The sequence below is a fragment of the Bradyrhizobium sp. ORS 375 genome (assembly GCF_000239775.1).
Taxonomy (GTDB): domain Bacteria; phylum Pseudomonadota; class Alphaproteobacteria; order Rhizobiales; family Xanthobacteraceae; genus Bradyrhizobium.
The window spans coordinates 1-22882 of sequence record NZ_CAFI01000387.1; the positions used below are offsets into that span (position 1 = coordinate 1).

Annotated in this window: 21 protein-coding genes; 8 read left to right on the forward strand and 13 right to left on the reverse strand. The window is 65.4% G+C overall.

Annotated features, from left to right (window positions below):
• Positions 1-231: 231 nt before the first annotated feature.
• From BRAO375_RS26225 to BRAO375_RS26245, 5 genes are all read right to left on the reverse strand, one after another.
• Entirely contained in the window at positions 232-1866 is a 1635-nt protein-coding gene (locus BRAO375_RS26225) for a GMC family oxidoreductase (RefSeq protein ID WP_009030464.1), read from the reverse strand.
• A 63-nt stretch (positions 1867-1929) separates the two neighbouring features.
• Positions 1930-2523 carry a GNAT family N-acetyltransferase gene (locus tag BRAO375_RS26230; RefSeq protein WP_009030465.1) on the reverse strand — a complete coding sequence of 198 codons (594 nt, stop codon included), beginning with the start codon at positions 2521-2523 and terminating at the stop codon, positions 1930-1932.
• Positions 2524-2665: 142 nt separating this feature from the next.
• Positions 2666-3592 carry an SMP-30/gluconolactonase/LRE family protein gene (locus BRAO375_RS26235; protein ID WP_009030466.1) on the reverse strand — a complete coding sequence of 309 codons (927 nt, stop codon included), beginning with the start codon at positions 3590-3592 and terminating at the stop codon, positions 2666-2668.
• Between the two features lie 169 nt (positions 3593-3761).
• The gene (locus tag BRAO375_RS26240; RefSeq protein ID WP_009030467.1) at positions 3762-4601 is read right to left on the reverse strand and encodes an AraC family transcriptional regulator; all 840 of its coding nucleotides are present in this window, start codon (positions 4599-4601) and stop codon (positions 3762-3764) included.
• Positions 4602-4679: 78 nt separating this feature from the next.
• Entirely contained in the window at positions 4680-5048 is a 369-nt protein-coding gene (locus BRAO375_RS26245; protein ID WP_244423299.1) for a hypothetical protein, read from the reverse strand.
• A 135-nt stretch (positions 5049-5183) separates the two neighbouring features.
• Here BRAO375_RS26245 and BRAO375_RS26250 point away from each other — a divergent pair, with 135 nt between their 5' ends.
• Entirely contained in the window at positions 5184-5456 is a 273-nt protein-coding gene (locus BRAO375_RS26250; protein ID WP_009030469.1) for a hypothetical protein, read from the forward strand.
• Positions 5457-5479: 23 nt separating this feature from the next.
• On the opposite strand, the gene BRAO375_RS26255 is transcribed toward BRAO375_RS26250, so the two are convergent.
• The 3 genes from BRAO375_RS26255 to BRAO375_RS26265 all read right to left on the reverse strand — a co-directional run bounded on the left by BRAO375_RS26255 (position 5480) and on the right by BRAO375_RS26265 (position 7726).
• Positions 5480-5956, reverse strand: coding sequence for an HXXEE domain-containing protein (locus BRAO375_RS26255; RefSeq protein ID WP_009030470.1), 477 nt, complete (start codon positions 5954-5956; stop codon positions 5480-5482).
• 326 nt (positions 5957-6282) lie between these two features.
• A complete protein-coding gene (locus tag BRAO375_RS26260) occupies positions 6283-6717 on the reverse strand; it encodes a cupin domain-containing protein (protein WP_009030471.1) in 435 nt (144 codons plus the stop codon).
• Positions 6718-7069: 352 nt separating this feature from the next.
• Positions 7070-7726 carry a glutathione S-transferase family protein gene (locus BRAO375_RS26265; RefSeq protein WP_009030472.1) on the reverse strand — a complete coding sequence of 219 codons (657 nt, stop codon included), beginning with the start codon at positions 7724-7726 and terminating at the stop codon, positions 7070-7072.
• 183 nt (positions 7727-7909) lie between these two features.
• Between BRAO375_RS26265 and BRAO375_RS26270 the strand changes: the two genes are divergently transcribed.
• On the forward strand, positions 7910-9130 hold the full coding sequence (locus BRAO375_RS26270) for a polyhydroxyalkanoate depolymerase (protein WP_009030473.1): 1221 nt from the start codon (positions 7910-7912) through the stop codon (positions 9128-9130).
• Between the two features lie 2 nt (positions 9131-9132).
• Here the strand turns inward: BRAO375_RS26270 and BRAO375_RS26275 are convergent, their stop codons facing one another.
• The gene (locus tag BRAO375_RS26275) at positions 9133-10182 is read right to left on the reverse strand and encodes an AraC family transcriptional regulator (RefSeq protein WP_009030474.1); all 1050 of its coding nucleotides are present in this window, start codon (positions 10180-10182) and stop codon (positions 9133-9135) included.
• Positions 10183-10314: 132 nt separating this feature from the next.
• Here BRAO375_RS26275 and BRAO375_RS26280 point away from each other — a divergent pair, with 132 nt between their 5' ends.
• The 3 genes from BRAO375_RS26280 to BRAO375_RS26290 all read left to right on the forward strand — a co-directional run bounded on the left by BRAO375_RS26280 (position 10315) and on the right by BRAO375_RS26290 (position 13524).
• Positions 10315-10764, forward strand: a complete 450-nt coding sequence (locus BRAO375_RS26280) for a cupin domain-containing protein (RefSeq protein WP_009030475.1) — start codon at positions 10315-10317, stop codon at positions 10762-10764.
• Between the two features lie 281 nt (positions 10765-11045).
• Entirely contained in the window at positions 11046-12533 is a 1488-nt protein-coding gene (locus BRAO375_RS26285) for a flavin-containing monooxygenase (protein ID WP_009030476.1), read from the forward strand.
• 196 nt (positions 12534-12729) lie between these two features.
• Complete coding sequence (locus tag BRAO375_RS26290; RefSeq protein ID WP_009030477.1) at positions 12730-13524, forward strand: substrate-binding domain-containing protein; 795 nt, start codon at positions 12730-12732, stop codon at positions 13522-13524.
• A gap of 102 nt (positions 13525-13626) precedes the next feature.
• Here BRAO375_RS26290 and BRAO375_RS26295 read toward each other — a convergent pair whose 3' ends face one another.
• From BRAO375_RS26295 to BRAO375_RS26305, 3 genes are all read right to left on the reverse strand, one after another.
• Positions 13627-14424: a transporter substrate-binding domain-containing protein gene (locus BRAO375_RS26295; RefSeq protein WP_009030478.1), complete on the reverse strand. Its 798-nt coding sequence runs from the start codon at positions 14422-14424 to the stop codon at positions 13627-13629.
• 165 nt (positions 14425-14589) lie between these two features.
• Positions 14590-14829, reverse strand: a complete 240-nt coding sequence (locus BRAO375_RS26300) for a hypothetical protein (RefSeq protein ID WP_009030479.1) — start codon at positions 14827-14829, stop codon at positions 14590-14592.
• Positions 14830-14990: 161 nt separating this feature from the next.
• On the reverse strand, positions 14991-15926 hold the full coding sequence (locus tag BRAO375_RS26305) for a hypothetical protein (protein ID WP_009030480.1): 936 nt from the start codon (positions 15924-15926) through the stop codon (positions 14991-14993).
• 344 nt (positions 15927-16270) lie between these two features.
• On the opposite strand from BRAO375_RS26305, the gene BRAO375_RS26310 reads away from it, so the two are divergent.
• The gene (locus BRAO375_RS26310) at positions 16271-17488 is read left to right on the forward strand and encodes an efflux RND transporter periplasmic adaptor subunit (protein ID WP_009030481.1); all 1218 of its coding nucleotides are present in this window, start codon (positions 16271-16273) and stop codon (positions 17486-17488) included.
• A gap of 9 nt (positions 17489-17497) precedes the next feature.
• A complete protein-coding gene (locus tag BRAO375_RS26315) occupies positions 17498-20647 on the forward strand; it encodes an efflux RND transporter permease subunit (protein WP_009030482.1) in 3150 nt (1049 codons plus the stop codon).
• A gap of 4 nt (positions 20648-20651) precedes the next feature.
• Here BRAO375_RS26315 and BRAO375_RS26320 read toward each other — a convergent pair whose 3' ends face one another.
• On the reverse strand, positions 20652-21845 hold the full coding sequence (locus BRAO375_RS26320) for an MFS transporter (protein WP_009030483.1): 1194 nt from the start codon (positions 21843-21845) through the stop codon (positions 20652-20654).
• Between the two features lie 62 nt (positions 21846-21907).
• On the opposite strand from BRAO375_RS26320, the gene BRAO375_RS26325 reads away from it, so the two are divergent.
• Positions 21908-22711 carry an AraC family transcriptional regulator gene (locus tag BRAO375_RS26325; RefSeq protein ID WP_009030484.1) on the forward strand — a complete coding sequence of 268 codons (804 nt, stop codon included), beginning with the start codon at positions 21908-21910 and terminating at the stop codon, positions 22709-22711.
• The last annotated feature ends 171 nt before the right edge of the window (positions 22712-22882 follow it).

The window sequence follows — 22882 nt, forward strand, 5'->3', positions numbered from 1 at the left end:
TCCACGAGTCCGACTATCAATGATGCGCGATTGAGCGCGCTTGAGACAGCTGAGACAGCCTAGTCCTGGATAGCAGCTCGATGTCCACGCCGAAGCAAATCCGCCAAACGTCAGCTTACAACTTCGTTCAGCGCCCGGAGACCCCCACCCCCAACCCCTCCCCGCAAGGGGGAGGGGAGCTCACCTTTGGCGCGGCGAGTGCTCGACTTTCACACGCGAAGCGACGTGCTCTTACGCCGACATCCTCTCCACCGCCTCTCCCTTGCCCAGAATCAAATCCGCCGCCTTGTCGCCGATCATCAGTGTCGCGGCATTCAGGTTCGCCGAGATCATGCGGGGCATGATCGAGGCGTCGGCGACGCGCAGGCCTTGCAGGCCGTGGACGCGGAGCTGGTCGTCGACGGTGGCCCAGGTGGAATCAGCCGGGCCCATGCGGCAGGTGCAGCCGGGATGGAAGGTGGTGGTGGCGCGCTGCACCGCGGCCGCCAGAAACTCATCGTCGCTCTGCACCTTCGGGCCCGGAAAATCCTCGTACGCGTAGTACGGCGCGAGCGGCGCAGACGCCAAGAGGCGACGCGCCAGCTTCATGCCGGCGACGATGACGCGGCGGTCGAGCTCGGCGGTGAGATAATTGGTCTGGATGATCGGCTGGGCGAACGGATCGGCCGAGCGGATGCGGACATAGCCGCGGCTCTCCGGGCGCTGCTGCCAGGACGCCACCGTCATGCCCGGCTCGTCCTCGAGCTGGCCCTGCACGCCTTCCTTGTAGCTCGCCGGGGTGAAGGTGAGCTGCAGGTCGGAGCTCTCGGCGGTCTCGCCGGAATGCCAGAAGCAGTACACCATGGTCGGCGACAGCGACAGGATGCCCTTGCGCGTCACTGCCCATTTCAGCGCCTCGCCCCACAGATTGAGGCCGCGCGCGAGCTCGTTGATGGTCTTGATGTTCTTGACGCGCGCCACCGTGCGCGGCGCGTAGTGATCTTGCAGACCCTCGCCGACAGAGCGGAGCGCGTGGCGCACCTCGATGCCGTGCTCCTGCAACAGCTCCGGCGCGCCGATGCCGGAGAGCTGCAACAGCTGCGGCGAGTTGTAGGTGCCGCCGGACAGGATCACTTCCTTTCGCGCGCGCACCTCGACGGGCACGCCGCCGCGGCCGCCGCGGCTATAGCGGACACCGACCGCGCGCTTGCCTTCGAGCATGATGCTCGTCGCGTGCGCATGGGTGCGGATCTCGACATTCGGCCGCTTGCTGGCGGGCTTCAGGAAAGCGGTCGCCGACGAAACCCGGCGGCCATTTTGAATCGTACGCTGGACGTAGGACACGCCCTCCTGGATCGCGCCGTTGTAGTCGGGATTGCGGGGGATGCCGAGCGACACCGCGCCATCCATGAAAGCCTCGCACAGCGTGTCCTTCCACTCCATGGTGGTGACGTGGAGACTGCCGTCGCGGCCGCGATACTGCTCGTCGCCGGCACCGATGCGCTTCTCCATGCGCCGGAAGTGCGGCAGCACGTCGGAGTAGCTCCAGCCGCGATTGCCCATCTGCGCCCAGGTGTCGAAATCCTGGCTCTGGCCGCGATTGTAGACGTGACCGTTGATCGACGACGAGCCGCCGAGCGTCTTGCCGCGCGGCGCATAGATGCTGCGACCGTTGGTGTAGGGCCCCGGCTCCTGCTGGTAGCCCCAATTGATGCTCTTCATGTAGAAGGTCTTGATGAAGCCGGCCGGCAGATGGATGTAGGGATGCCAGTCGCGCGGGCCCGCCTCCAGCACGCACACCGTCACCGACGGGTCCTCGCTGAGGCGGTTGGCGATCACGCAGCCGGCCGAGCCGGCGCCCACGATCACATAGTCGAACGTATCCATCTCGTCTGTCGTCCCGGTCTCGTCATGCCTGCCGCATGAGGCGGCAAGGCCGCCATAGCGCGATCAGCGCGGCTTGTCATGCAGTTGGTAATCGAGATGCGTCCGCACCGTCGGCCATTCCGCCGCGGTGATGCTGTAGACGACGGTATCCCGCAGCGTGCCGTTCGGCGCGATCTGGTGGCTGCGCAGGATGCCATCCTGCTTGGCGCCGAGCCGCTCGATGGCGCGGCGGCTCTGGTGGTTGAAGAAATGGGTGCGGAACTCGACCGCGATGCAGTTCATCGCCTCGAACGCGTGCGCCAGCAGCAGCCGCTTGCATTGCGTGTTGAGCGCGCTGCGCTGCACCCGCTTCGCATACCAGGTCGAGCCGATCTCGACGCGTCGGTTGGCGGCGTCGACGTTCATGTAGGTCGTCATGCCGGCGACCTTGCCATCGGCATCGCGCACCGTGAAGGGCTGCATGCTCCCCGTGGCGAACAGGCCGAGGCGGCGCTCGATCTCCTTGGCCATGGTCTCGGGTTTCGGAACTGCGGTGTACCACAGGTTCCACAATTCACCGTCGCTGACGGCCTCGACCAGCGCGTCGTGGTGGTCAGGCGAGAGCGGCACGAGGCTGGCGTGTGGGCCGCGGAGGCTGACCGGTTCGAGAAAGGGCATCTGATACTCCGTCATTCCGGGGCGCGAGTGAAACGAGGGAATCCGGAATCTCGAGATTCTCCATTCGATGCTTCGCATCGCCCCGGAATGACGGAGGATGCGGAGCGCTTCGCGCGCGATGACGGAACTATCACGCCAAGCGTCACTTGTTCAGGAAATTCAGCGGCAGGCCGGGACGCGGCCAGTCCATGGCCACCAGCTCGCCCTTGCCGGACAGCGTGATATAGGCGGTCTTCAATTCGGGGCCGCCGAAGGCGATGTTGGTGGTGACGCGGTCGCCGGTCGGGACCTGCTCGACCAGGGTGCCATCCGGCGCGATCACACTGATGCAGCCGGAGACCAAGGTCGCAACGCAGACATTGCCGTTGGCCTCGACGGCCAGCGAATCGAACATCTGGTAGCCGCCAAGGCCGCAGATCGGCCGGCCGCGCTCGCCGCGATAGATCACGTCGCGCGGCTTGACCGTGCCGGGCTCCGGCACGTCATAGGCCCACAGCCGCGCGGTCGGCGTCTCCGCGATGTAGACCGTCTTCTCGTCGGGCGACAGGCCGATGCCGTTAGCCGGCAGGATACCGTGCACGGCCTCGACGATCTCGCTCATGCCGGGCTTGAGATAATAGAACGCGCCGACATCCATGTCGCGAGCGCGGCGCTTGCCGAGATCGGAGAACCACAGGCCGCCGTGACGGTCGAACACCAGGTCGTTCGGCCCGCGCAGTTCGTGCTCGCCGCAGCGGCTGACCACGGTTTCGACCGCCCCGCTCTGCAGATCGACGCGCTGGATCGAGCCGCCCTGATAATCCTCCGGCTGCGGGCCGGGCATGATCATCTTGCCGGTCGGGATCCACGAGAAGCCGCCATTGTTGCAGATGTAGATCTTGCCGTCGGGGCCGAGCGCAGCCCCATTCGGACCGCCTGGAATCTGGGCCACGATCTCCTTGCGGCCGTCCGGATAGACCCGGGTCAGGCGCTTGCCGCGGATCTCGACCAGCACCACCGAGCCGTCGGGCATCACGACCGGCCCTTCCGGGAATTCGAGATCGGTGGCGAGCACGCGCATGTTGGACATCGGACGACCTCCCGCTGGTCACGCCGCGATGCGGCGCCTTGTTGTTATGCAGGAGGTTATCGCAAAGCCGGCGCGGCTTGCCAAGCAAGCGACAGAGCGCGGGATCGCAAAGCAGCCCTGCCGAGGGCGGCGCTCGCAGCGTGTCGACGCAAGTCGGCGGAAGCGCCTCTCAGCGGATCACCGGCAGCCAGATTTCCAGGCCGCCATTACCGGTGAGCGGGTCGAAACGCTGATCGTAACGCTCGAAATTCGGCGCGTCGGCGATCTCGCAGCCCGACTGCGGCAGCCAGCGATTCCAGATCGTGTGCACGGTGCGGCGAATCGACGAGATGTGGCCGGCATGGGTGAAGACGGCAAACGTGGCCGCCGGCACCCGCACACGGCTGAAGGTTCGCGGCAGGTCGGAAAAATCGGCCACCTCGACGCCCGCGATGTAGTCGAAATTGCCGGCATCGTCGCCATTGCAGCAGACGCCGTAAGCGAGCACGCCGCGACGGGCGGGAACATCGTGCACGACCTCGTTGAAGCGGCGCCACAACATCGGAATCCCGGCGCCGTGATCGACGCTGACGCGCTCGCCGAGGCCGGCGACGAGCAGCGGCTCTGAGGTGACGAAGCGCGGGGCGGCGAGATCATCGAGCGGGGTCTGGTCCATGAGGATCGGCTCCTGAAGTGCAAGGCCATCGAGGCGCGCATGGGCACGGACAGATTCCGGCGTAACGCCGAACTGATCGCGAAACGCGCGGGTGAAGGCTTCGTGGGAGCCGTAGTCCGCCTCCAGCGCCAGACTGAGAATGTCGGGCGCACCACCGGCCAGCGCGCGCGCCGCCTCGCTGAGACGGCGCAGCCGGACATAGCGCATCACCGATACGCCGGTCGCGGCCGCGAACGCACGCACGATGTGAAAGCGCGATACGCCGGCGACATCCGCGATGTCATCCAGCGACAGCGGCGCCGACAGATGACTCTCGATATACCAGAGCGCCTTCTGAGCCGGGTTGGTGGACACGCCTGTCTCCTGACGAAGCCGCGCATCATGGGTGGAAACAGCTTCGGCCGCTTGATCGTTATTGCGCTGCGCGCCGGATTACTTGCCGCTCGGCTTCGCCGGGGCCGCATCCTTCGCGTCCTTGGCCGCCGGCGTGTCGGCCTTCTTCTTCAGCTCATCCGTGAGCCTGGTCTGCGCCGCCTTGAGCTCGTCGATCGCGCCCTGCTGTGCGATCAGCGCCGCGCGCAAGGCCTGGATCTGGCGATTCGCGGCGTCGAGCTTCTGCTGCTGATCGAGCGACTGCTTGGTCATCGTCTTCTGCAGGAAGTCGATGTTGCTCTGCAGGCATGAGGTCCGTCGATCCATCGCCTTCTCGGCCGTGCAGATCTCGATTCCCGGAATGTCCTGCGCCTGCAGTGCCGTGCTGACGCACAATGCGAGCGCGCTCGCGACGATGATTCGCTGCATCACAATTTTCTCATTGGCTTGCCCAACACATGATTTTGCGTGGAACCGACGGAGTTTCCTGATTGATACCATACTGAGACCTCAATCGCGCATTGAAGTTCCGGACTGGGACCCGTTTTTAGGGAGATGGACAGAATGGCTACGCGCGAAAAACGGCTGGCGCAATTCGACGGCAGCGGTGAGCCGCCGCCCGGACAGACGGTCGAGGTGCTGTGCGAGGACCACAGCGGCACCTATCAGCTGCCGTTCCCCTGTTTCTACATTGATGGCAAATGGCACAACAAGGAATCGGGCGGCGCGCTCGAGGCCACCGTGATCGGCTGGCGCTTCCCGCGTGCGCGTTACGACGAGCGCAATGGACGCCGTCCGCAGCCGAGCTTCGTTTCTGATCGCGCTTCGTCTTATTGATCACACCGGGCCCTGAGTCTGGCTCAGGGCCGGTCTTGCCGAAAATATGGTTTCGAACGCAGATTGAGCATCACGACCGGATAAGCCATCAGCAGCGCGCCGGTGACAACAGCAGCAGCAGCGGTCGCGCCGTCGATCACTCCGTCACTCCACGCCCGTCGCCACATTGCGATCGCCACGGGAAAGAACAGCAGCAGCGCCGTCGCCAGGCCCGGAGAGAAACGGCCGCCGCTCCGCACGAATGGCAGCACGTGAAAGAACACCGCGTTGATGATCATCAGCGCGGCATAAGCGAGCGCTGCGATCGGCCAGGTCGCGGCGAGTTCGGCCTGTACCGCGCCGAGCACGACGACGAGCGCGTTGGTCACATAGAAATCGCTCCACTCGACCGGCAGCTTCATCACCGCACGCGCCCAGTTGCGCCAGTCGAAGGTGTATTCCTCGAGAATGTGCGCGCCATAGGCGGCCACCGCGAGCCAAGCCAGTGTGGTCAGTGTCATGGTCGATCTCCCCCCGCGCTGTGTACCGCCGCGGGATGAATCGGCCTAGCGCGCGTGCCGCGACGTTCACAGCGGATCATCGGGATGTGAGTCTGCGCTGTTTCAAAACGTGACGGCGCTGGGCTACCGCCTTAATTCTTGGAACGCGCCCGGAACGAATCGCGCCCGAATCGGATGACGCGCCAGGTACTCCGCCTGTTCACGGCTACATATCGGCCTCGTGTCGGATCGCCCACGACATGCTGAACCGCTGCACCCGGCCGCACGCGCGAGACCGAATGCCGGACGTTAACGTCGGGGCATCATGGTTGCAGGGGTGAACCCGCTCACGTCCAAGGCGTCACCGGCGGGACGTTGTCGGTGGCCGGTGGCATCTCGACCGTTTTGAAGTCGGCGGGACTAACGATTTCCATATATTCCATGTCAGGGGAATAATCGTACAGGTAGTGCACAATGCCCGGCCGCTGGTGCACGACATCGCCGGCCTTCACCAGGGTCGGCTTGTCCTCGTACATGAAGCGCGCCCAGCCCTTCATCATGATCACGATCTGAAAGTCGCAATCGTGCCGATGCCAGCCGGTGCCGTCGACCGGCGGACAATCGGGATTGGCCTTGACGAGATGGCAGATCACTTGGCCGCCGGTGGCGTCGGCAATGCCGAGATCGCGGTAGAGGAAGAAGTCACGCAAGCCTCCACCCTTGTAGCCGGTATCTTCTGGCTTGACGTGCGAGAACTTGGTCACCCCTGCATGCTGGTTCATGACGGCCTCCACCGGTTGATCGCGGCGTCGGCAACCCTTGAGGCCTCTCCATCGGCCACAACGGGCACCACGCCCGACAGCCCATTGTGCTATGCGAAAACCACGCCACGCCCTGCTGGCAGCGCAGGGATCGCCAAATCGAGACCGCGGACGGATCCGAACTGATTGTTAACAACCGGCTTTCTCCGAAGCCGCGCAGAAGCCGGGAGCCGCCGAACCGCCGCGTCATCAGCGACGGGTTTGCTCGTTCGGCTTCAAATTGAGCAGCGGCTGCCCGGGCGATGGGCCACTGCAAGCCGCGCTCGGCAGAAGGCGAACCTGGCCGATGGCTTTGTCGCTGGCCGAGCCACGGCTAATACTCGACCTCGAGCTCCTCGATCTCCTCCGGCTCCGCCTTGGCCGCCGCGATCCACTCCTGCATCTCCGGCATCGTCATGATCAGGTCGGCATAGGCCTTGAGCCGCGGCTCGAGCTTCACGTCGTAGGTGACGAAGCGTGTGACCACCGGCGCGTACATCGCATCCGCCATGCCGCGCTGCTGGCCGAACAGGAACGGGCCGCCCGACTTGTCCAGACAGTCGCGCCAGATCGCCCAGATGCGGTCGATGTCGGCCTGGGCGCGGGTCCACACCTTGAAGCCCGGAAAGTGGCCCTTGAGGTTGACCGGCAGCGAGGCCCGCAAGGTGGTGAAGCCGGAATGGATTTCGCCCGATATCGAGCGGCAATGCGCGCGCGCGATGCGGTCCGCCGGCAGCAGGCCTGCCTGCGGGAAGCTCTCGTTGAGGTACTCGGCGATCGCCAGCGTATCCCAGATCGCCGCGCCGTCGTGCCGCAGACATGGCACCAGGATCGACGACGACAGCAACAGGATCTCGGCGCGCGCCGAGGCGTCGTCAGGGTCGACGACCACCTCGTCGAAATCGAGCCCGGCAAACTTGGCGAGCAGCCAGCCGCGCAGCGACCATGACGAGTAATTCTTGCTGCTGATGGTCAACGTCGCTTTGGACATCTCGCCCTACCCCCTGTCGCCTCTCGTCCAATCCATCGTCCCGGCCCATGCTGGCGGCTTCACGTGCGGAGCCGGATACTCCAGTGATTTCATTGAGCAAGCGACATGCCAGTTTTTCAGGCAAGACTCCGCGGCGCTGGCTCCGATATTGCATAAGCTGATGCTCGTAATGGATCGGACACGATGGCGCTGCTGTACCAAGCCTATCAGAACCACATGGACCTGACCGAGCCATGGCGCCAGGGCGCAGCGGCCGCCATGCGCTATCTCAATATGATCCCGTCCGGCCTCTCCGGCCGCGCCACGCGGCGCATGTCGGCCGCGCTCGAACTGATCTCGCGCTCGGCCCTGACCTATGCGCGGCCGGCCTACGGCATCGAGAGCGTGATGGTCGGCAATCGCGAACTCGGCGTCACCGAGGAGGTGACGTTCAAGACTCCATTCGGCTCGCTCCTGCATTTCCAGAAGGACGGCGCGGCGGATCAGCCCAAGGTGCTGCTGGTCGCCCCGATGTCCGGCCACTTCGCCACGCTGTTGCGCGGCACGGTGAAGACGCTGCTGCAGGATCACGACGTCTACATCACCGACTGGCACAATCCGCGCGACATTCCTCCGGGCCATGGCCGCTTCGGGTTGGAAGATTACACCGATCATCTCATCAGCTTTCTCGGCCAGCTCGGGCCGCGGCCGCACATGGTCGCGATCTGCCAGCCGTCGGTCTCGGCGTTGGCGGCGACCGCAGTAATGTGCGAGGGCAACCACCCGTCACGGCCGGCGACGCTGACCCTGATGGCCGGCCCGATCGACACGCGCATCCAGCCGACCAAGGTCAACGAGTTCGCCAAAAGCAAGCCGATCGAGTGGTTCGAGGACAATCTGATCCACTACGTGCCCTTTCAATGCAGGGGCGCGTTCCGGAAAGTGTATCCGGGCTTCGTGCAGCTCACGGCGTTCGTGTCGATGAATCTCGAGCGCCACGTCAAGCAGCACATGGATCTCGCCAATCATCTTGCCAAGGGCGAGGTCGACAAGGCCGAGACCATCAAGACGTTCTATGACGAGTACTTCGCGGTCATGGACCTGCCGGCGGAGTTCTACATCGAGACCGTGCGCGACGTCTTCCAGGAGCATCTCCTGCCGCAGGGCAAGCTCATGCATCGCGGGAATCCCGTCGATCCCAAGGCCGTCAGGCGCATCGGCCTGATGACGGTCGAGGGCGAGCGCGACGACATCTGCTCGATCGGTCAGACGCTGTCAGCGCAGGACATCTGCACCAATGTGCGCGCCTATCGCCGCGTGCATCATATGCAGGCCGGCGTCGGCCATTACGGCGTGTTCAGCGGCAAGAAGTGGAACAACGAGATCTATCCGCTGCTGCGCGATTTCGTCCACGTCAACTCGTGAGGTCAATTCGTGAGCTGGGCCCGGCCGCGCTGCACCCGCTGCAGCGTGGCTGACGGTGTCTCGCCGAACTTGTCGCGATAGGCGCCCGCCATCCGTCCGAGATGCGCGAAGCCGAGCTCGAAGGCGAGGTCGATGATGCGCGCCTCCGGTCCGGCTGCCATCAGTTGCGTGTTCAGCCGGGCCAGCCGGATGTCGAGCAGCATGTCGGAGATCGACATCCCGAAATGGCGGCGGAAGCCACCCTGCAGCGCGCGAATGCCGACGCCGCTCGCGGCCGCGAGTTGCGCCAGATCGAGCGGCTCGCTGGCCTGCGCGTGCAGCAGATCGCGCGCCGTGCGCACCGCACGCGGCAGGTTGTCGACCTCGCCGGCATAGCGCCGGATCGCCTCCGACAGGCCATGGCCGGGCTGTTCGAACAGCGCCTCCAGCAGCGTCTCACGCCAATCCCCGGCCACGACGGCCGGCATACGCCCTGTGCCACCCAGGCCTTCGGCTTCGCCGGCCAGCGTGACCATATGCTGCTGCAGCCGCGAACCGGCGCGCGTCGTCAACGTGATCTCGGGCTCGAATTCGACAGGCTGCACTGTCCTCCCCGACAGTGCGGCGGCACGCTGCTCGACCAGACGTCGATCGAGCAGCAGGATCAGCTGGGCGCAATCATGCCAGGCCATGCGCGTCGGCAAGGTCGGCGACAGCAGCGATGCCGCTTGGTCCGGCCGGGTGACGACCTCACACGCGCCGGTGAAGACCCGGGCGGCGCCTGCCAGCGGCAGTTGCACCAGGAAGAAGCGATCGAGACAGCCGGGATCGATCGTGACCGCACCGCCATATGCGACGTAGTTGATCGAGAAGCCGTCGAATGCCGCGCAATTATGCAGAGCGACGAAATCGCGCGCAGTCCCGGCCTGCGGCTGCAACCCGTGCGGACAGAAGATGCGACCTATTTGTTCAGCCGCCTCATCGACATCCTGCGTTGCAACACGGCCATAGGCCGCCAGCCGCGGCGATGCGGATCCCTTCCAACTCCGATCAGCGGCCGCGCCTGCAGTCATGCTCACATCGTTCGTCGAAATCGTTTGAAACCTATAATAATTAGCATCTGGCGTCGAGGGATTCGTTTTCTGGATAGACACCGCGCCGCGATCTGCTCGATCTTTCCTGCGTGTGCAGCAAGGAGATCCGCCATGACCACACTGGAAAAAGGCATCACGCGCGCCGGCACCGGCTATGCCGGCAAGACCTGGAACATCCTGGGTCAGCTCTACTTCCCCAAGGCCGTCACCGACTCCACCTTCGCGTTCGAGACCAATAGCGATCCCGGACAGTTCGTGCCGGTGCACGTCCATCCGACGCAAGACGAATTCATCCTGGTGCAGGAAGGGACGCTCGACCTCAAGCTCGATGGCGTCTGGGTGAAGGCGCATGCCGGCGATCTCGTGCGGATGCCGCGCGGCATCCCGCATGGCTACTTCAACAAGTCCGACAAGCCGGCGCGCGCGCTGTTCTGGGTCTCGCCGATGCAGAAGCTCGAGGCGCTGTTCAACATGCTCGACAACCTCGCCGACCCAGCGGAGGTGGTGCGCATCTCGGCCGAGCACGAGGTCAATTTCCTGCCGCCTGAAGCCAACGATTAGGCGGCAACGCCTCCACTCAGGCGCCCACGGGTCGTGACCGCGCGACGCGCGCAGTGAGCGCGATCGGTTCTGCACGCCCTCCGGATGGGCAGATATCCGCCTGAAGGATCATTGATCGGCGAGCGCGTCCTCGCCGCGATCGCGACGCCGGCCCGTTCATCGTCGCATGCTTCGGTCGCGCCGAGCGACCTCATCATTATCAGTTCTCTTCAGCGAGCTGTTGCAGCGCGGCCGGTCGAGGCTGGCCGCACGCGGCTTTCCGCTCGACAACAGGAGGTCCCATGATCACTCGAAAAAACGTCTGCGTGATCGGCGCCGGTGTGTCCGGCCTGGCCGCCGCCAAGGCATTCTCGGCGCGCGGCCACAATGTCACCATCGTCGAGCGCAGCGCCGATCTCGGCGGCGTATGGGAGCCGGCGCGTTCCTATCCCGATGTGCAGACGCAGAGCCCCAAGGAGCTCTATCGCTACACCGATAAGGCCATGCCCGACAGCTACCCCGAATGGCCGAAGGGGCCGCAGGTCTACGCCTATCTGGCCGACTACGCCAGGAGCCATGACCTCACGCGCCTGATGCGGCTGAACACCAGCGTGCTGTCGATGCAACGGCGCGCGGACGGCAAGCCGGGCTGGACGCTCGATCTCAGATCGGGCGATCAGACGAACCGCGAGGATTTTGATTTCGTCGCCGTGTGCACCGGACAGTTCAACGAGCCGCAAACGCTGTCGCTTCCCGGCGAGGATCAATTCAAGGCGGCCGGCGGCGCGATCATGCATTCGTCGAAGTACAATGACGCCGGCATCGCCCGCGGGCGCAACGTCGTCGTGCTCGGCGGCTCGAAATCGGCGACCGACATCGCCGTCAACGCGGTCCGATCCGGCGCGCGATCGGTGACGATCGTGTTCCGCGAGCCGGTGTGGCGCATCCCCTATTTCATCGGCGGGCTCATCAACTTCAAGCGCATCCTCTACATCCGCGCCCAGGAGCAGATGTTCGCGAGCTGGGGCATCGGCCCGCTGTCGCGTCTTGCGCATCTCCTCGCGAAGCCGCTGGTCTGGGCCAATTGGCGTGGCCTGGAGAGCCTGCTCAAGGCGCAGCTCAAGCTGGCCAAATGCAACATGGTGCCCAAGGAGAGGATCGAGGACGGCGTCAACTGCTCGGTGCCGATCGCGACGCCCGATTTCTTTCCGATGGTCGCCGACGGCCGCATCAATGCGGTGCTCGGCACCTTCGACCGCTACGAGCCGGGCACCATCGTGGCCAGCAATGGCGAGCGTATCGCCGCCGACGTCGCGGTGCTCGCCATCGGCTACAAGCTCGGCGTTCCCTTCCTTTCGGACGCCGATCGCGCCAAGCTGGTCGATCCCGACGGGCAGTATCGGCTTTACCGGCTGATCGCCAATCCCGACCTGCCGGACATGGGCTTTGTCGGCTTCAACTCCAGCTTCTGCACCGTGCTCTGCGCCGACATGGCGGCGCACTGGCTGGTGCGCTATGCCGACAAGCAGCTGGCGCAGCAGCCGAGCGAGCGCGAGATGCGCGACAACATCGAGATGATGCTGCACTTCAAGCGCGTCGAGCGTCCAGCCGCGGGCGTCTATGGCGGGCTCTGCGTCGCGCCCTATCACTTCAAGCATTTCGATGAGCTGCTCGCCGACATCGGCGCGAGCCGGCGACGACGCAATCCGCTGGCGGAGATGTTCACGCCGCCGGACGCGGACGCCTATGCGGACTACCTGGCATCCGCTCCCGCCTATCAGGCCGGCTGAGGCCGGGCGGCCGCCGCATCAACGTCGCGCCCCGGGGCCGCCCCAACTGCGTCGCCAACAAGGCGGATCATGCAGCGGTCGGCCGGACATCCGGCTCGCGCGGCGAATGCGCGGCCGTCGGGAGGTCTGGAATTACGGAGGCGGCCGGGCTATCCAGGGCGCCCCGGCCTCCGGCCGCCTTGCTTCGGAGCGTCCCATGACCGTATCGATCCGCCTCCGCACACTCGGCTTGGCCATCTCGGCCGCTGTGCTGCTGAATACCGCCGCGCAAGCCGCCGACATTCACGTCATGATCTCGGGCGGCATGACGGCCGCGTTCAAAGCGCTGGTGCCGGAATTCGAGCGGCGCTCCGGTCACAAGGTCATGATCGCCTACGGTCCGTCGATGGGGACGACCACCAACGCAATCCCGGTCCGCCTCGAACGTGGCGAGCCCGCCGATGTCCTGATCATGGTCGGCTATGCGCTGAGCGATCTCACCACCAAGGGCAAGGTGATGCCCGACAGCCTCGTCGAGCTCGCCAATTCTCCGATAGGCGTGGCCGTAAAGTCCGGGACGCCGCATCCCGACATCTCGAACGCCGACGCGGTGAAGCGCATGCTGGTCGCCGCCAAGACCATCGCCTATTCCGACAGCGCCAGCGGCGTCTATGTCTCGACCGAGATGTTCGACAAGCTCGGCATCCGGGAGGAGATGAAGGGCAAGGCGCGGATGATTCCGGCGACGCCCGTCGGCGAGATCGTGGCCCAAGGCGACGCCGAGATCGGCTTCCAGCAGATCAGCGAGCTCAAGCCGGTGCACGGCATCGACATCGTCGGACCGCTCCCAGCAGGCTTGCAGAAGATCACAGTGTTCTCCGCCGGCATCGCCATGGCGGCGAAGGAGCCGGAGGCCGGCAAGGCGCTCATCCACTTTTTGGGATCACCGGATGCGCGCAAGGTGATCGCGGAGAGCGGGCTCGACCCGATCGTCCGGAAGTCGCCCAACTGATCTGCTGAAGATCCTGCAAAACTGAAAAACTCTCCCTCGCGTTCAGCGCGGGGAGAGTTCCATCATCGGCGGGCACCAAAAGAACGACGCAGGCAAGCAAGCTCACTGCGTGAGCAGGGTCGACTCGCTGAGATTGTTGGCGCCGTAGGCCTTCTTCAGCACCCCGTTCGCTTTGGCTTCGGTCATGAACTTGGTCACGAAGGCCAGCGATTGCGGCCGCTTTTGCGGCACCGCGACAGCCGTGTCCGTCTTCTTGAAGGTCTCGTTCAGCACCTTTGTGCCGGGGATCTGCTTGGCCATGAGCGTCAGCTGATCGCGTGCCAGCGCCAGCGCATCGATCTCACCCGCGCTCAGCAGCGCATAGACTTCCTCATAGGATTTGAAGCCGGTGATGGTCGCTTTCTTCAGAAAGGCCTTCGCCCCACGCAGGACTGTCGTATCGTTGATCGCCGCGATCTCATGACCGGCAGTGTCCAGCGCGGCGATGTTCGCAACGTCGAGGCCGGCGCGAATGATGAAGGTCGTTTCGACCGAGTCATAGACCGGACCGAACGAGACCTTGGTCTCGCGCTCGGCATCCTTCGGCATGAACGCCACGTCCCAGGTGCCCTTACCGGCCTCGTCCGTGATGGCGTTGGAGTTCGGATGCTCGACGAACTCGACGGGAACGCCGACCTGCGCCGCCATCGCCTTGCCGAGCTCGACCGGAACGCCCGAGAAGCCGCTGTCGGATTTCACGCACCAGAACGCGCCACCGGCCGGACCGACAGCGATGGCCACGCGGAGCTTGCCCGACGGCGCGATCTCTTCCTTCAAGCCGGCTGCGGAGGCAGTATTGACGACAACCGTGACTACCGCAGCTGCCAGAGCTGCATCACGCAGCCAGCGCCAGAACGCCATGGCCCTCTCCCATCGAATTGCAAGTTGGATACAGATCGCACCTTGCCGGGAGCACCGTTAAATACAGCTTACCTCACTGCCGCAAAGCAGTGTGCGACGCGCAAAACTTACGCGCCGCGATTACCTTTTCAAATAACTCGATACCGAAAACCGATTAATCGCGCCTTAAACGCAGCGACGCACCCACACGCCATTGACCAGCACGGTCCGGCAGGCGGTGGTCGCAGCCGCTACCGGCGGCTTGCGGACGACCACGGCGCCGGCCGCGCCAGCACAACCGGCACGGACGACGCCGCGTGCGCAGACCACGGCATTGGCGTCCGACATCGACATGAACGGCATCAATGCCAGAAGGAACAAGCCGCACAGGGTGGAAAGAATGATACGTGAGAAAATAATGCGCATGTCGAGCTCCTGATCGTCATTGGTTAGTAAAATATCCACCCTGTCCGAAATTTGCCGGGCGTCGCGTAGCTTGGCAACTGTGACAAATTGGGTGGATCGAGACATCAGCACGATATCGTGCGCTCATCCGTGCAGACACTCGAGCTCCGCCACCGACGCCGTTAACGATTGGCGGCGAACTCGGCGAGCATGCCTTTGCAGCCCGGCGACAGCGCCCCCGCATTGGCCGCGAGACATTGCGCCACCCGCCCGCCACCCGGCTCGACGCCGCTGCAGAACGCGCGCGCATCGGAGCCGCAAGCGGCTCTCACGATCCGCAGCTCCTCCAGCGGCCGAAGCGGACGCAGCACCATCGCGGGCCCGGCCGGTGCAGCGGCAACGGCGGCGGTCGTCGCAGGGGCGGCAGCCGTCGTCGTGGCGGCCGCCTTCGGCGCCCCGCCCGCGCCACTCGCCGCGGCGATCGCCTGCGCGCAGGGTGCAGACACCTTCGCCTTGTTCTGCTCGAGGCACTGCAGAGCAGCAGAGCCGCCTGGCGGCACGCTGCTGCAGACCTTGCGGTAGTCCGAGCTGCACGCATTGCGGATCGCCGCCACCTGCGCATCGCTCGGCTTGGCTGCGGGAGCGGCCGCCGCCGCTGCCGGCTTTGCAGGTTCGGATCTTGCCGCCGTGGCAGCCGGGGCCGGAGGCGCCGCGGCTGCGGGCTGAGCAACAGCCTTCGGCGCCTCGGCTGGCTTGCTGGCCTCAACCGCTTCGGCCTTCGGCGGCGGGGCAGCAGGCTTCGCCTCGGCTGCCGCGGGCTTCGTCTCGCCTGCCGCGGGCTTCGTCTCGCCTGCCGCGGGCTTGGCCTCAGCCGCCGGCTCGAGCGCCCTCACGGCGGTCTGACATGAGGACGACAGGCTGGCGATGTTCTTCTGCAGGCATTGAAACGCCGGGGCGCCGCCGGGCGGCACGCTGGAGCATTTCGCCATGTAGTCCGACCGGCAGGCGGACTTGATCGCGTTGCGCTGGGCATCGGTCTGAGCCGGGGCTTGCGTCGCGACGACGCTTGCTCCGGCAGCCACCACGAGCAGAAAAGTCCATCTGGAGCGGGTGATCATGGTCGATCCTCGATAAGGTTGCGCTTCAATCTGTCGTCGGCGTTCAGCAAAACTCGGCCACGGGTAAGGGCTTCTCATAATCAGCGCGAACGCGCGCATCGCCCCTGGTCGACGCAAGGCGTCCAGGGGCGTCTGCCCGGAATGATCGTGCAAGCTGCGATGCGGAGTGGAGCTTGGCAAGTGGGAAAATTTAGGTGCATCTGCAGCATCAGCAGATTTCTTCGGGCTGCCGCCCGCGTATTCGGGTTTCTCAGCCGCGCGATTGTTGTTATTGAGACGCCATCGTTGTTGTTTGTTGTTTGCGACTGCCATTGTCTCGATAGTCATTGCATATGGAAGGCGGAATGACGTTGACCAGCTCTCCCCGACGGCCACGCTCGACATCCTCGTCCCGGAAGCCGCTCCCGTTTCCCTGCCCTCAGAGCAGGCTGTTTTCAAGGCTTGCCGGCATCGCAGCGCTGCTGCTCGCAGGCTGCGAGCAGAACAGCTATCAGCCACCGCCTCCGCCGAGGGTCGATGTCGCCCAGCCGGTGCAACGCGCGGTGACGCGCTATCTGGAAGCCACCGGCACCACCGCGCCGGTGAAGAATGTCGATCTCGTCGCGCGCGTGCAGGGCTTCCTGCAGTCGATCGACTACAAGGACGGCGACACGGTCAAGGAAGGCACGACGCTGTTCACGATCGAGCCGGAGACCTACAAGCTCAAGCTCGATCAGGCGCAGGCCGCCGAAGCCGGGGCGCAGGCCTCGTTCAAGCAGGCGGAAGCCGACTACAAGCGGCAGTCCGACCTCGTCGCGCGCCAGGCCGCATCGCAAGTCGCGCTCGACAATGCGGCAACCACCCGCGACAACGCCCAGGCCAGCCTTCAGCAGGCGCAGGTCAACACCAAGATTGCGAAGGTCAATTACGGCTATACCAAAGTTACGGCGCCGTTCGACGGCGTCGTCAGCGCCCACCAGGTCTCGATCGGCGAACTGGTCGGCGTGGCTTCGCCGACCCAGCTCGCCACCATCGTCGCGCTCGATCCGGTCTACGTGAACTTCACCGTCAACGAGCAGGACGTGCTGCGCATCCGTGCCGAGGCACGGCGTCGCGGCATGACCTCCTCCGATCTGAAGCAGTTCCCGATCGAGCTCGGCCTGCAAACCGAGGACGGCTATCCGCATCAGGGCAAGCTCGACTATGCCGCGCCGACGATCAACGCCGCGACCGGCACGCTCGCCGTACGCGGCCTCGTGCCTAATCCCGATCATGTGCTGCTGCCGGGCTATTTCGTCCGCATCCGCGTCCCGGTCGATCGCGCGGAGAACGCGCTGCTGGTGCCGGACACCGCGCTCGGCAGCGACCAGGGCGGACGCTACGTGCTGGTCGTGACCGGAGACAATCTGGTCGAGCAGCGCAAGGTCAAGGTCGGATCGCTCGATGGCGGGATGCGCGTGATCGATAGCGGCCTGAAGGCCGACGATCGCGTGATCATCGCTGGGCTGTTGCGCGCCATTCCCGGGCAGAAGGTCGATCCGCAGCTCAAGACGATCGAGCTGCCGTCGTCCGCGAGCCGGTAGGAGACGCCGGTGATCTCCAAATTCTTCATCGAGCGCCCGGTGCTCTCCAACGTCATCGCGATCCTGATGATGCTGATCGGCGCGGTCGCGCTGTTCAACCTTGCCATCGCGCAATATCCCGAGGTGGTGCCGCCGACGGTGCAGGTCACGACGCGCTATCCCGGCGCCAGCGCCAAGACCGTGGCCGACACAGTCGCGCTGCCGATCGAGCAGCAGGTCAACGGCGTCGACGGCATGCTGTACATGCAGTCCTACAGCGGCGCCGACGGCAGCTATTCGCTGACGGTGACGTTCAAGATCGGCACCGACCTGAACTTCGCGCAGGTGCTGGTGCAGAACCGCGTCTCCAGCGCGCTGGCGCAATTGCCGCAGGCGGTGCAGAACCAGGGCGTCACGGTGCAGAAGCGCTCGACCTCGATCCTCTTGTTCGTGACGCTGACGTCGCCCGACGCGAAGTACGACAGCCTGTATCTCAGCAACTACGCGACCATCAATCTCAAGGACGAGCTCGCACGCCTGCCCGGCGTCGGCAACGTCACGGTGTTCGGCGCAGGACAATATTCGATGCGGATCTGGCTCGATCCGAGCAAGCTGCAGGTGCGCAACCTGGTGCCGCAGGACGTGATCCAGGCGATCCAGCAGCAGAGCCAGCAGGTCGCCGCCGGCCAGATCGGCGCGCCGCCGGCGCCGTCGGGACAGGCGTTCCAGTACACGCTCAACGTCGCCGGCCGGCTCGATGACGCCCGTGAGTTCGAGGACATCATCGTCAAGACCGGCAGCAATGGCGACGTCACGCGCGTGCGCGACGTCGGCTCGGTCGAGCTCGGCGCACAGACCTACGGCCAGATGTTCTCGCTCAACGGCCAGCCCGCCGTCGGCATCGGCGTGTTCCAGTCGCCCGGCGCCAATGCGCTGGAGGTCGAGAAGGCCGTCGAGATCAAGATGGCGCAGCTGGCGAAGACGTTCCCGAAAGGCATCCAGTACGACACGCCGTTCGACACCACCAAGTTCGTCAATGCCTCGATCCACGAGGTCTACAAGACCCTGATCGAGGCCGGCGTGCTGGTCTTGATCGTGATCCTGATCTTCCTGCAGGACTGGCGCGCCATGCTGGTGCCGACCACGACGGTGCCGGTGACGATCATCGGCGCGTTCGCGGCGATGGCGGCGCTCCGCTTCACCATCAACCTCTCCACCCTGTTCGCGATCGTGCTGGCGATCGGCATCGTAGTCGACGATGCCATCGTCGTGGTCGAGGGCGCCGCGCACAACATCGAGCGCGGCATGAACGGCCACGACGCGGCGATACGGGCCATGGACCAGCTGTTCGGGCCGATCGTCGGCATCACGCTGGTGCTGATCGCGGTGTTCCTCCCGGCCGCCTTCCTGCCCGGCCTCACTGGCCGCATCTACGCGCAATTCGCGCTGGTGATCGCGGCGACCGCCCTGCTCTCGGCGATCAACGCCGCGACCTTGAAGCCGACGCAATGCGCGCTGTGGCTGCGGCCGCCGGTGCCGCTGGAGCAGCGCAACATCCTCTACCGCATCTTCAACAACCTCTATGCACGGCTGGAGCGGCGTTACACCAGTCTCATCGGCCGCCTCGTCAGGCACAGCACCGCATCCGTCATCCTCGCGCTGATCCTGATCGCGGCCGGCGGCTACGGGCTGTCGCGGGTGCCCACCGGCTTCCTGCCGATCGAGGACCAGGGCTACCTGATCGCCGCCGTGCAGCTGCCCGACGGTGCCTCGCTGGAACGTACCCAGAAGGCGCTCGACAAGGTCGGCGCCATCGCCAAGGCGACGCCCGGCGTCGCCCAGGTCATCACCATCGCCGGCATCTCCGCGCTCGACAACAGCGCCAGTCTCGCCAATGCCGGTGTCGCCTACATCATCCTCAAGGACTGGGAGGCGCGCGGCAAGGGCGAGGACCTGCGCTCGCTCGTCTTTGGGCTCAACGACAAGCTCGCCGACGTCATCGAGGCGCGCAGCCTCGTGCTGCCGCCGCCGCCGATCCAGGGCATCGGCAATGCCGCGGGCTTTGCGATGCAGGTCGAGCTGCGCGACGGCAACAGCGACTATGCCAAGCTGCAGGCGATGACCTCGGCGATCGTCGCCAGCGCCCAGAGCCAGAGCGCGCTGCAGCGCGTCCAGTCGCCGTTCCGCGCGATGGTGCCGCAATTCGACATCGAGATCGACCGGGTCAAGACCCAGACCCTGCACGTCACCACCGACCAGGTCTTCTCGGCGTTGTCGTCCTACCTCGGTGCCTCCTACGTCAACCAGTTCAACAAGTTCGGCCGCGTGTTCCAGGTCTATGTCCAGGCCGATTCCGCGGCGCGGCTGACGCCGCGGCAGATCGAGAGCCTGATGGTCCGCAACCAGTCGGGCGACATGATCCCGCTCGGCACGGTCGCGACGGTGAAGCCGTCGGTCGGACCGTCGCTCATCAGCCTCTACAACCTCTATCCTTCTGCGGCGATCGTCGGCCTGCCCGCGCAGGGCTATTCCTCCGGCCAGTCGCTGAAGCTGATGGAGGAGATCGCGGCGAAGACCCTGCCGCCCGGCACGGGCTACGAATGGACCGCGATGTCCTATCAGGAGAAGGTCGTCTCCAATCAGATCTATCTCGCCTTCGCGCTCGCCCTCCTCCTCGTCTATCTCGTGCTCGCCGGCCAGTATGAAAGCTGGTACGCGCCGGTCTCCGTCATTCTCGCGGTGCCGCTATCGCTGCTCGGGCCGATGGCGGTGCTGACGGCGCTCAAGATCGACAACAATCTTTATGTCCAGATCGGGCTGATCCTGCTGATCGCGCTGTCGGCGAAGAACGCGATCCTGATCGTCGAGGTCGGGCTCGAGCTGCACGGCCGCGATGGCAAGCCGCTGATCGAGTCCGCGATCGAGGCGGCGCGGTCGCGGTTCCGGCCGATCCTGATGACCTCGTTCGCCTTCATCCTCGGCGTCGTGCCGCTGGTGCTCGCGACCGGGGCCGGCGCCAGCGCGCGCAAGTCGATCGGCATCACCGTGTTCTCCGGCATGCTGGCCTCGACCTGCCTCGCCGTGCTGTTCGTGCCGGCGTTCTTCGTCGTGGTGCAGCGCTTCGAGAACTGGCGCGCGGCGCGCAAGGCCAAGCCGGTGATCGCACAGCCCGCGGAGTAAGCCATCATTCGGCCGGCGCCTCCCGCAATGCCGGCCGCGCCACTGGCAGCTCCGGCGGCAGGATCAGCGCGGCGATAACAGCGACCAGCGCCAGCGCGGCGAAGGCCTGCAGCATGGTGACGAAGCCGCCGTGCTCATACAGCCACGCGACGAGGCCGACCGAGGCGCCGGCCGCGGTGAAGCCGACGAAATAGCGCACGGCATAGGCGCGCGAGCGCCACTCCTCGGCGGTGTATTTGCCGACCATCGCGTCGTTCACGGTCACTTGCCCGAACGCCCCCATGACGATGCCGATCGAGGCTACGATCAGCGCCCAGTCGCGGGCGTCGGCGGCGAGATACAGCAGCGGCGCCAGCACCAGCGACAGCGGCAGCGCGACCGCTTTCAGCGTGTGGCGATCGAGCAGGCGTCCGATCGTGTACTGCGTCATCGCGCCGAACACGTAGACGCCGGCCGCGATCACGCCGAGCAGCGCGGGGCTCTGCGTCAGCCCTGACAGCCGCTCCGCGAACAGCTTTGGCAGCGCCACGGTGATCGCGTTGAACGTGGTGGAGATCGCGATCACCACCAGGAGCAGCGCCAGCACCACGCGCCACATCTGCTCGCGCGCGACGCGCGCCTGCGCCGCCGCCTGCTTCGAGCCGCGGCGATCCTCATGCGCGACCAGCACTGCGAAGACCACGCCGATGCCCATCGTGATCACGCCGGGCACGATGAAGGCGAAGCGCCAGCCGAGATACTGCCCCACCACACCCGTCACCAGGGCGGAGGAGGCGACGCCGAGATTGCCGAACACGCCGTTCAGCCCCATGTCGCGGCCGAGACGGTCGGCATAGGACACCAGCATCGCGGTTCCCACCGGATGATAGATCGAGGCGAACAGGCCGATCGCGAACAGCGCCGCGCCGAGCTGCCACGGCGTCTGCACCAGGCCGACCGAGATCATCGACAGCCCGATGCCGAGATAGAAGATCAGCATCATGTGCCGCCGGCTCCAGCGGTCGCCGAGCCAGCCCGTCACCAGCGCACCGGCACCGAAGGCGATGAAGCCCGGCGTCGCATAGGGCAAGAGGTCGGCATAGGCCATGCCGAGCGCGGGGCCCATGATGATCACCGCGGCCGCGAAGATCAGCATCGCATAATGGTCGATGAAATGGGCCGCGTTGACGAAGCCGATGACGCGGCGCGGAGTGTTCATGAGCGGTTCCTCGATTCCCGGACAAATCGGTTATACTGGCTCGCCCCAACGAGAAGCCGCCAATGACCATCGTGGACACGCCATTGAAGCCGCTCGGCGCCGACCGGGTGACGACCGAGCCCGGCGTCCACCTGATCGCGCGCAGCTATCACAAGGGCGCCCGGCTCGATCCGCATATGCACCGCGAATCTCAGCTGATCTATGCCTCCGCCGGCACGATGCAGGTGACGACGCCGCAAGGCCGCTGGCTGGTGCCGCCGGACCGCGCGGTATGGGTGCCGGCGCGGCATGGGCACGCCATCGACATGCTGGCCGACAGCCAGATGCGGACGCTGTATTTCGAGCTCGACTGGCTCGCGCGGGAGGCGCGCGGCGTGCGGCTCGATCGCGAGTTCGTGGTGCAGGTCTCGCCGCTGCTGCATCAGGCGATCCTCGCTCTGTTCGACGCCAGCGGCGGGGCGGAGCGCACCGCCCTGCTGGTGCGGCTCGCGCTGCTCGAATTGCGCCGCGCCGAGGATTCCTCGACCTTCATTCCCTTGCCGCAGGACCCGCGCGCCCGCCGCGCCGCCCTGCTCGTCCTCGCCTCGCCCGCGAACGAGCAGGATCTCGCGACTCTCGCGAGCGCGGTCGGCAGCTCCGCCCGCACGCTGTCGCGGCTGTTCGCGGCCGAGACGCGGCTGAGTTTCAAGGCGTGGTGCCAGCGCGCCCGCATTGCCGCGGCGATCGAGCGTCTTTCGACCGACCGTCAGCTCTCGGTCAAGCAGCTCGCCGCCGACCTCGGCTATGCCAGCGTGCCGGCGTTCTCGCACGCCTTCCGGCAGGTCACCGGCCGCACGCCGACGGAATTCGCCGGCCAGACCGGGTGACGTCGCGCGCCTGCATGCGGGCGGCGACGGCGGCGTTGACGATTTGTTATGTTTGAATGTCGCCACCTTTGCCATAAATCCATGTAACATCGCAGCCCATCGCTTTGCGGGGATTCGACTGAGACCAGATGGCCAACGCGTTTTTCACCGACCTGATCACCACCATTTCCG

Bases quoted from the DNA above. Each gene is read 5' to 3' on its own strand.
- BRAO375_RS26225 (WP_009030464.1), bottom strand. From the start codon at position 1,866: ATGGATACGTTCGACTATGTGATCGTGGGCGCCGGCTCGGCCGGCTGC.
- BRAO375_RS26230 (WP_009030465.1), bottom strand. From the start codon at position 2,523: ATGCCCTTTCTCGAACCGGTCAGCCTCCGCGGCCCACACGCCAGCCTC.
- BRAO375_RS26235 (WP_009030466.1), bottom strand. From the start codon at position 3,592: ATGTCCAACATGCGCGTGCTCGCCACCGATCTCGAATTCCCGGAAGGG.
- BRAO375_RS26245 (WP_244423299.1), bottom strand. From the start codon at position 5,048: ATGCAGCGAATCATCGTCGCGAGCGCGCTCGCATTGTGCGTCAGCACG.
- BRAO375_RS26250 (WP_009030469.1), top strand. From the start codon at position 5,184: ATGGCTACGCGCGAAAAACGGCTGGCGCAATTCGACGGCAGCGGTGAG.
- BRAO375_RS26255 (WP_009030470.1), bottom strand. From the start codon at position 5,956: ATGACACTGACCACACTGGCTTGGCTCGCGGTGGCCGCCTATGGCGCG.
- BRAO375_RS26260 (WP_009030471.1), bottom strand. From the start codon at position 6,717: ATGAACCAGCATGCAGGGGTGACCAAGTTCTCGCACGTCAAGCCAGAA.
- BRAO375_RS26265 (WP_009030472.1), bottom strand. From the start codon at position 7,726: ATGTCCAAAGCGACGTTGACCATCAGCAGCAAGAATTACTCGTCATGG.
- BRAO375_RS26270 (WP_009030473.1), top strand. From the start codon at position 7,910: ATGGCGCTGCTGTACCAAGCCTATCAGAACCACATGGACCTGACCGAG.
- BRAO375_RS26275 (WP_009030474.1), bottom strand. From the start codon at position 10,182: ATGACTGCAGGCGCGGCCGCTGATCGGAGTTGGAAGGGATCCGCATCG.
- BRAO375_RS26280 (WP_009030475.1), top strand. From the start codon at position 10,315: ATGACCACACTGGAAAAAGGCATCACGCGCGCCGGCACCGGCTATGCC.
- BRAO375_RS26285 (WP_009030476.1), top strand. From the start codon at position 11,046: ATGATCACTCGAAAAAACGTCTGCGTGATCGGCGCCGGTGTGTCCGGC.
- BRAO375_RS26290 (WP_009030477.1), top strand. From the start codon at position 12,730: ATGACCGTATCGATCCGCCTCCGCACACTCGGCTTGGCCATCTCGGCC.
- BRAO375_RS26295 (WP_009030478.1), bottom strand. From the start codon at position 14,424: ATGGCGTTCTGGCGCTGGCTGCGTGATGCAGCTCTGGCAGCTGCGGTA.
- BRAO375_RS26300 (WP_009030479.1), bottom strand. From the start codon at position 14,829: ATGCGCATTATTTTCTCACGTATCATTCTTTCCACCCTGTGCGGCTTG.
- BRAO375_RS26305 (WP_009030480.1), bottom strand. From the start codon at position 15,926: ATGATCACCCGCTCCAGATGGACTTTTCTGCTCGTGGTGGCTGCCGGA.
- BRAO375_RS26310 (WP_009030481.1), top strand. From the start codon at position 16,271: ATGACGTTGACCAGCTCTCCCCGACGGCCACGCTCGACATCCTCGTCC.
- BRAO375_RS26320 (WP_009030483.1), bottom strand. From the start codon at position 21,845: ATGAACACTCCGCGCCGCGTCATCGGCTTCGTCAACGCGGCCCATTTC.
- BRAO375_RS26325 (WP_009030484.1), top strand. From the start codon at position 21,908: ATGACCATCGTGGACACGCCATTGAAGCCGCTCGGCGCCGACCGGGTG.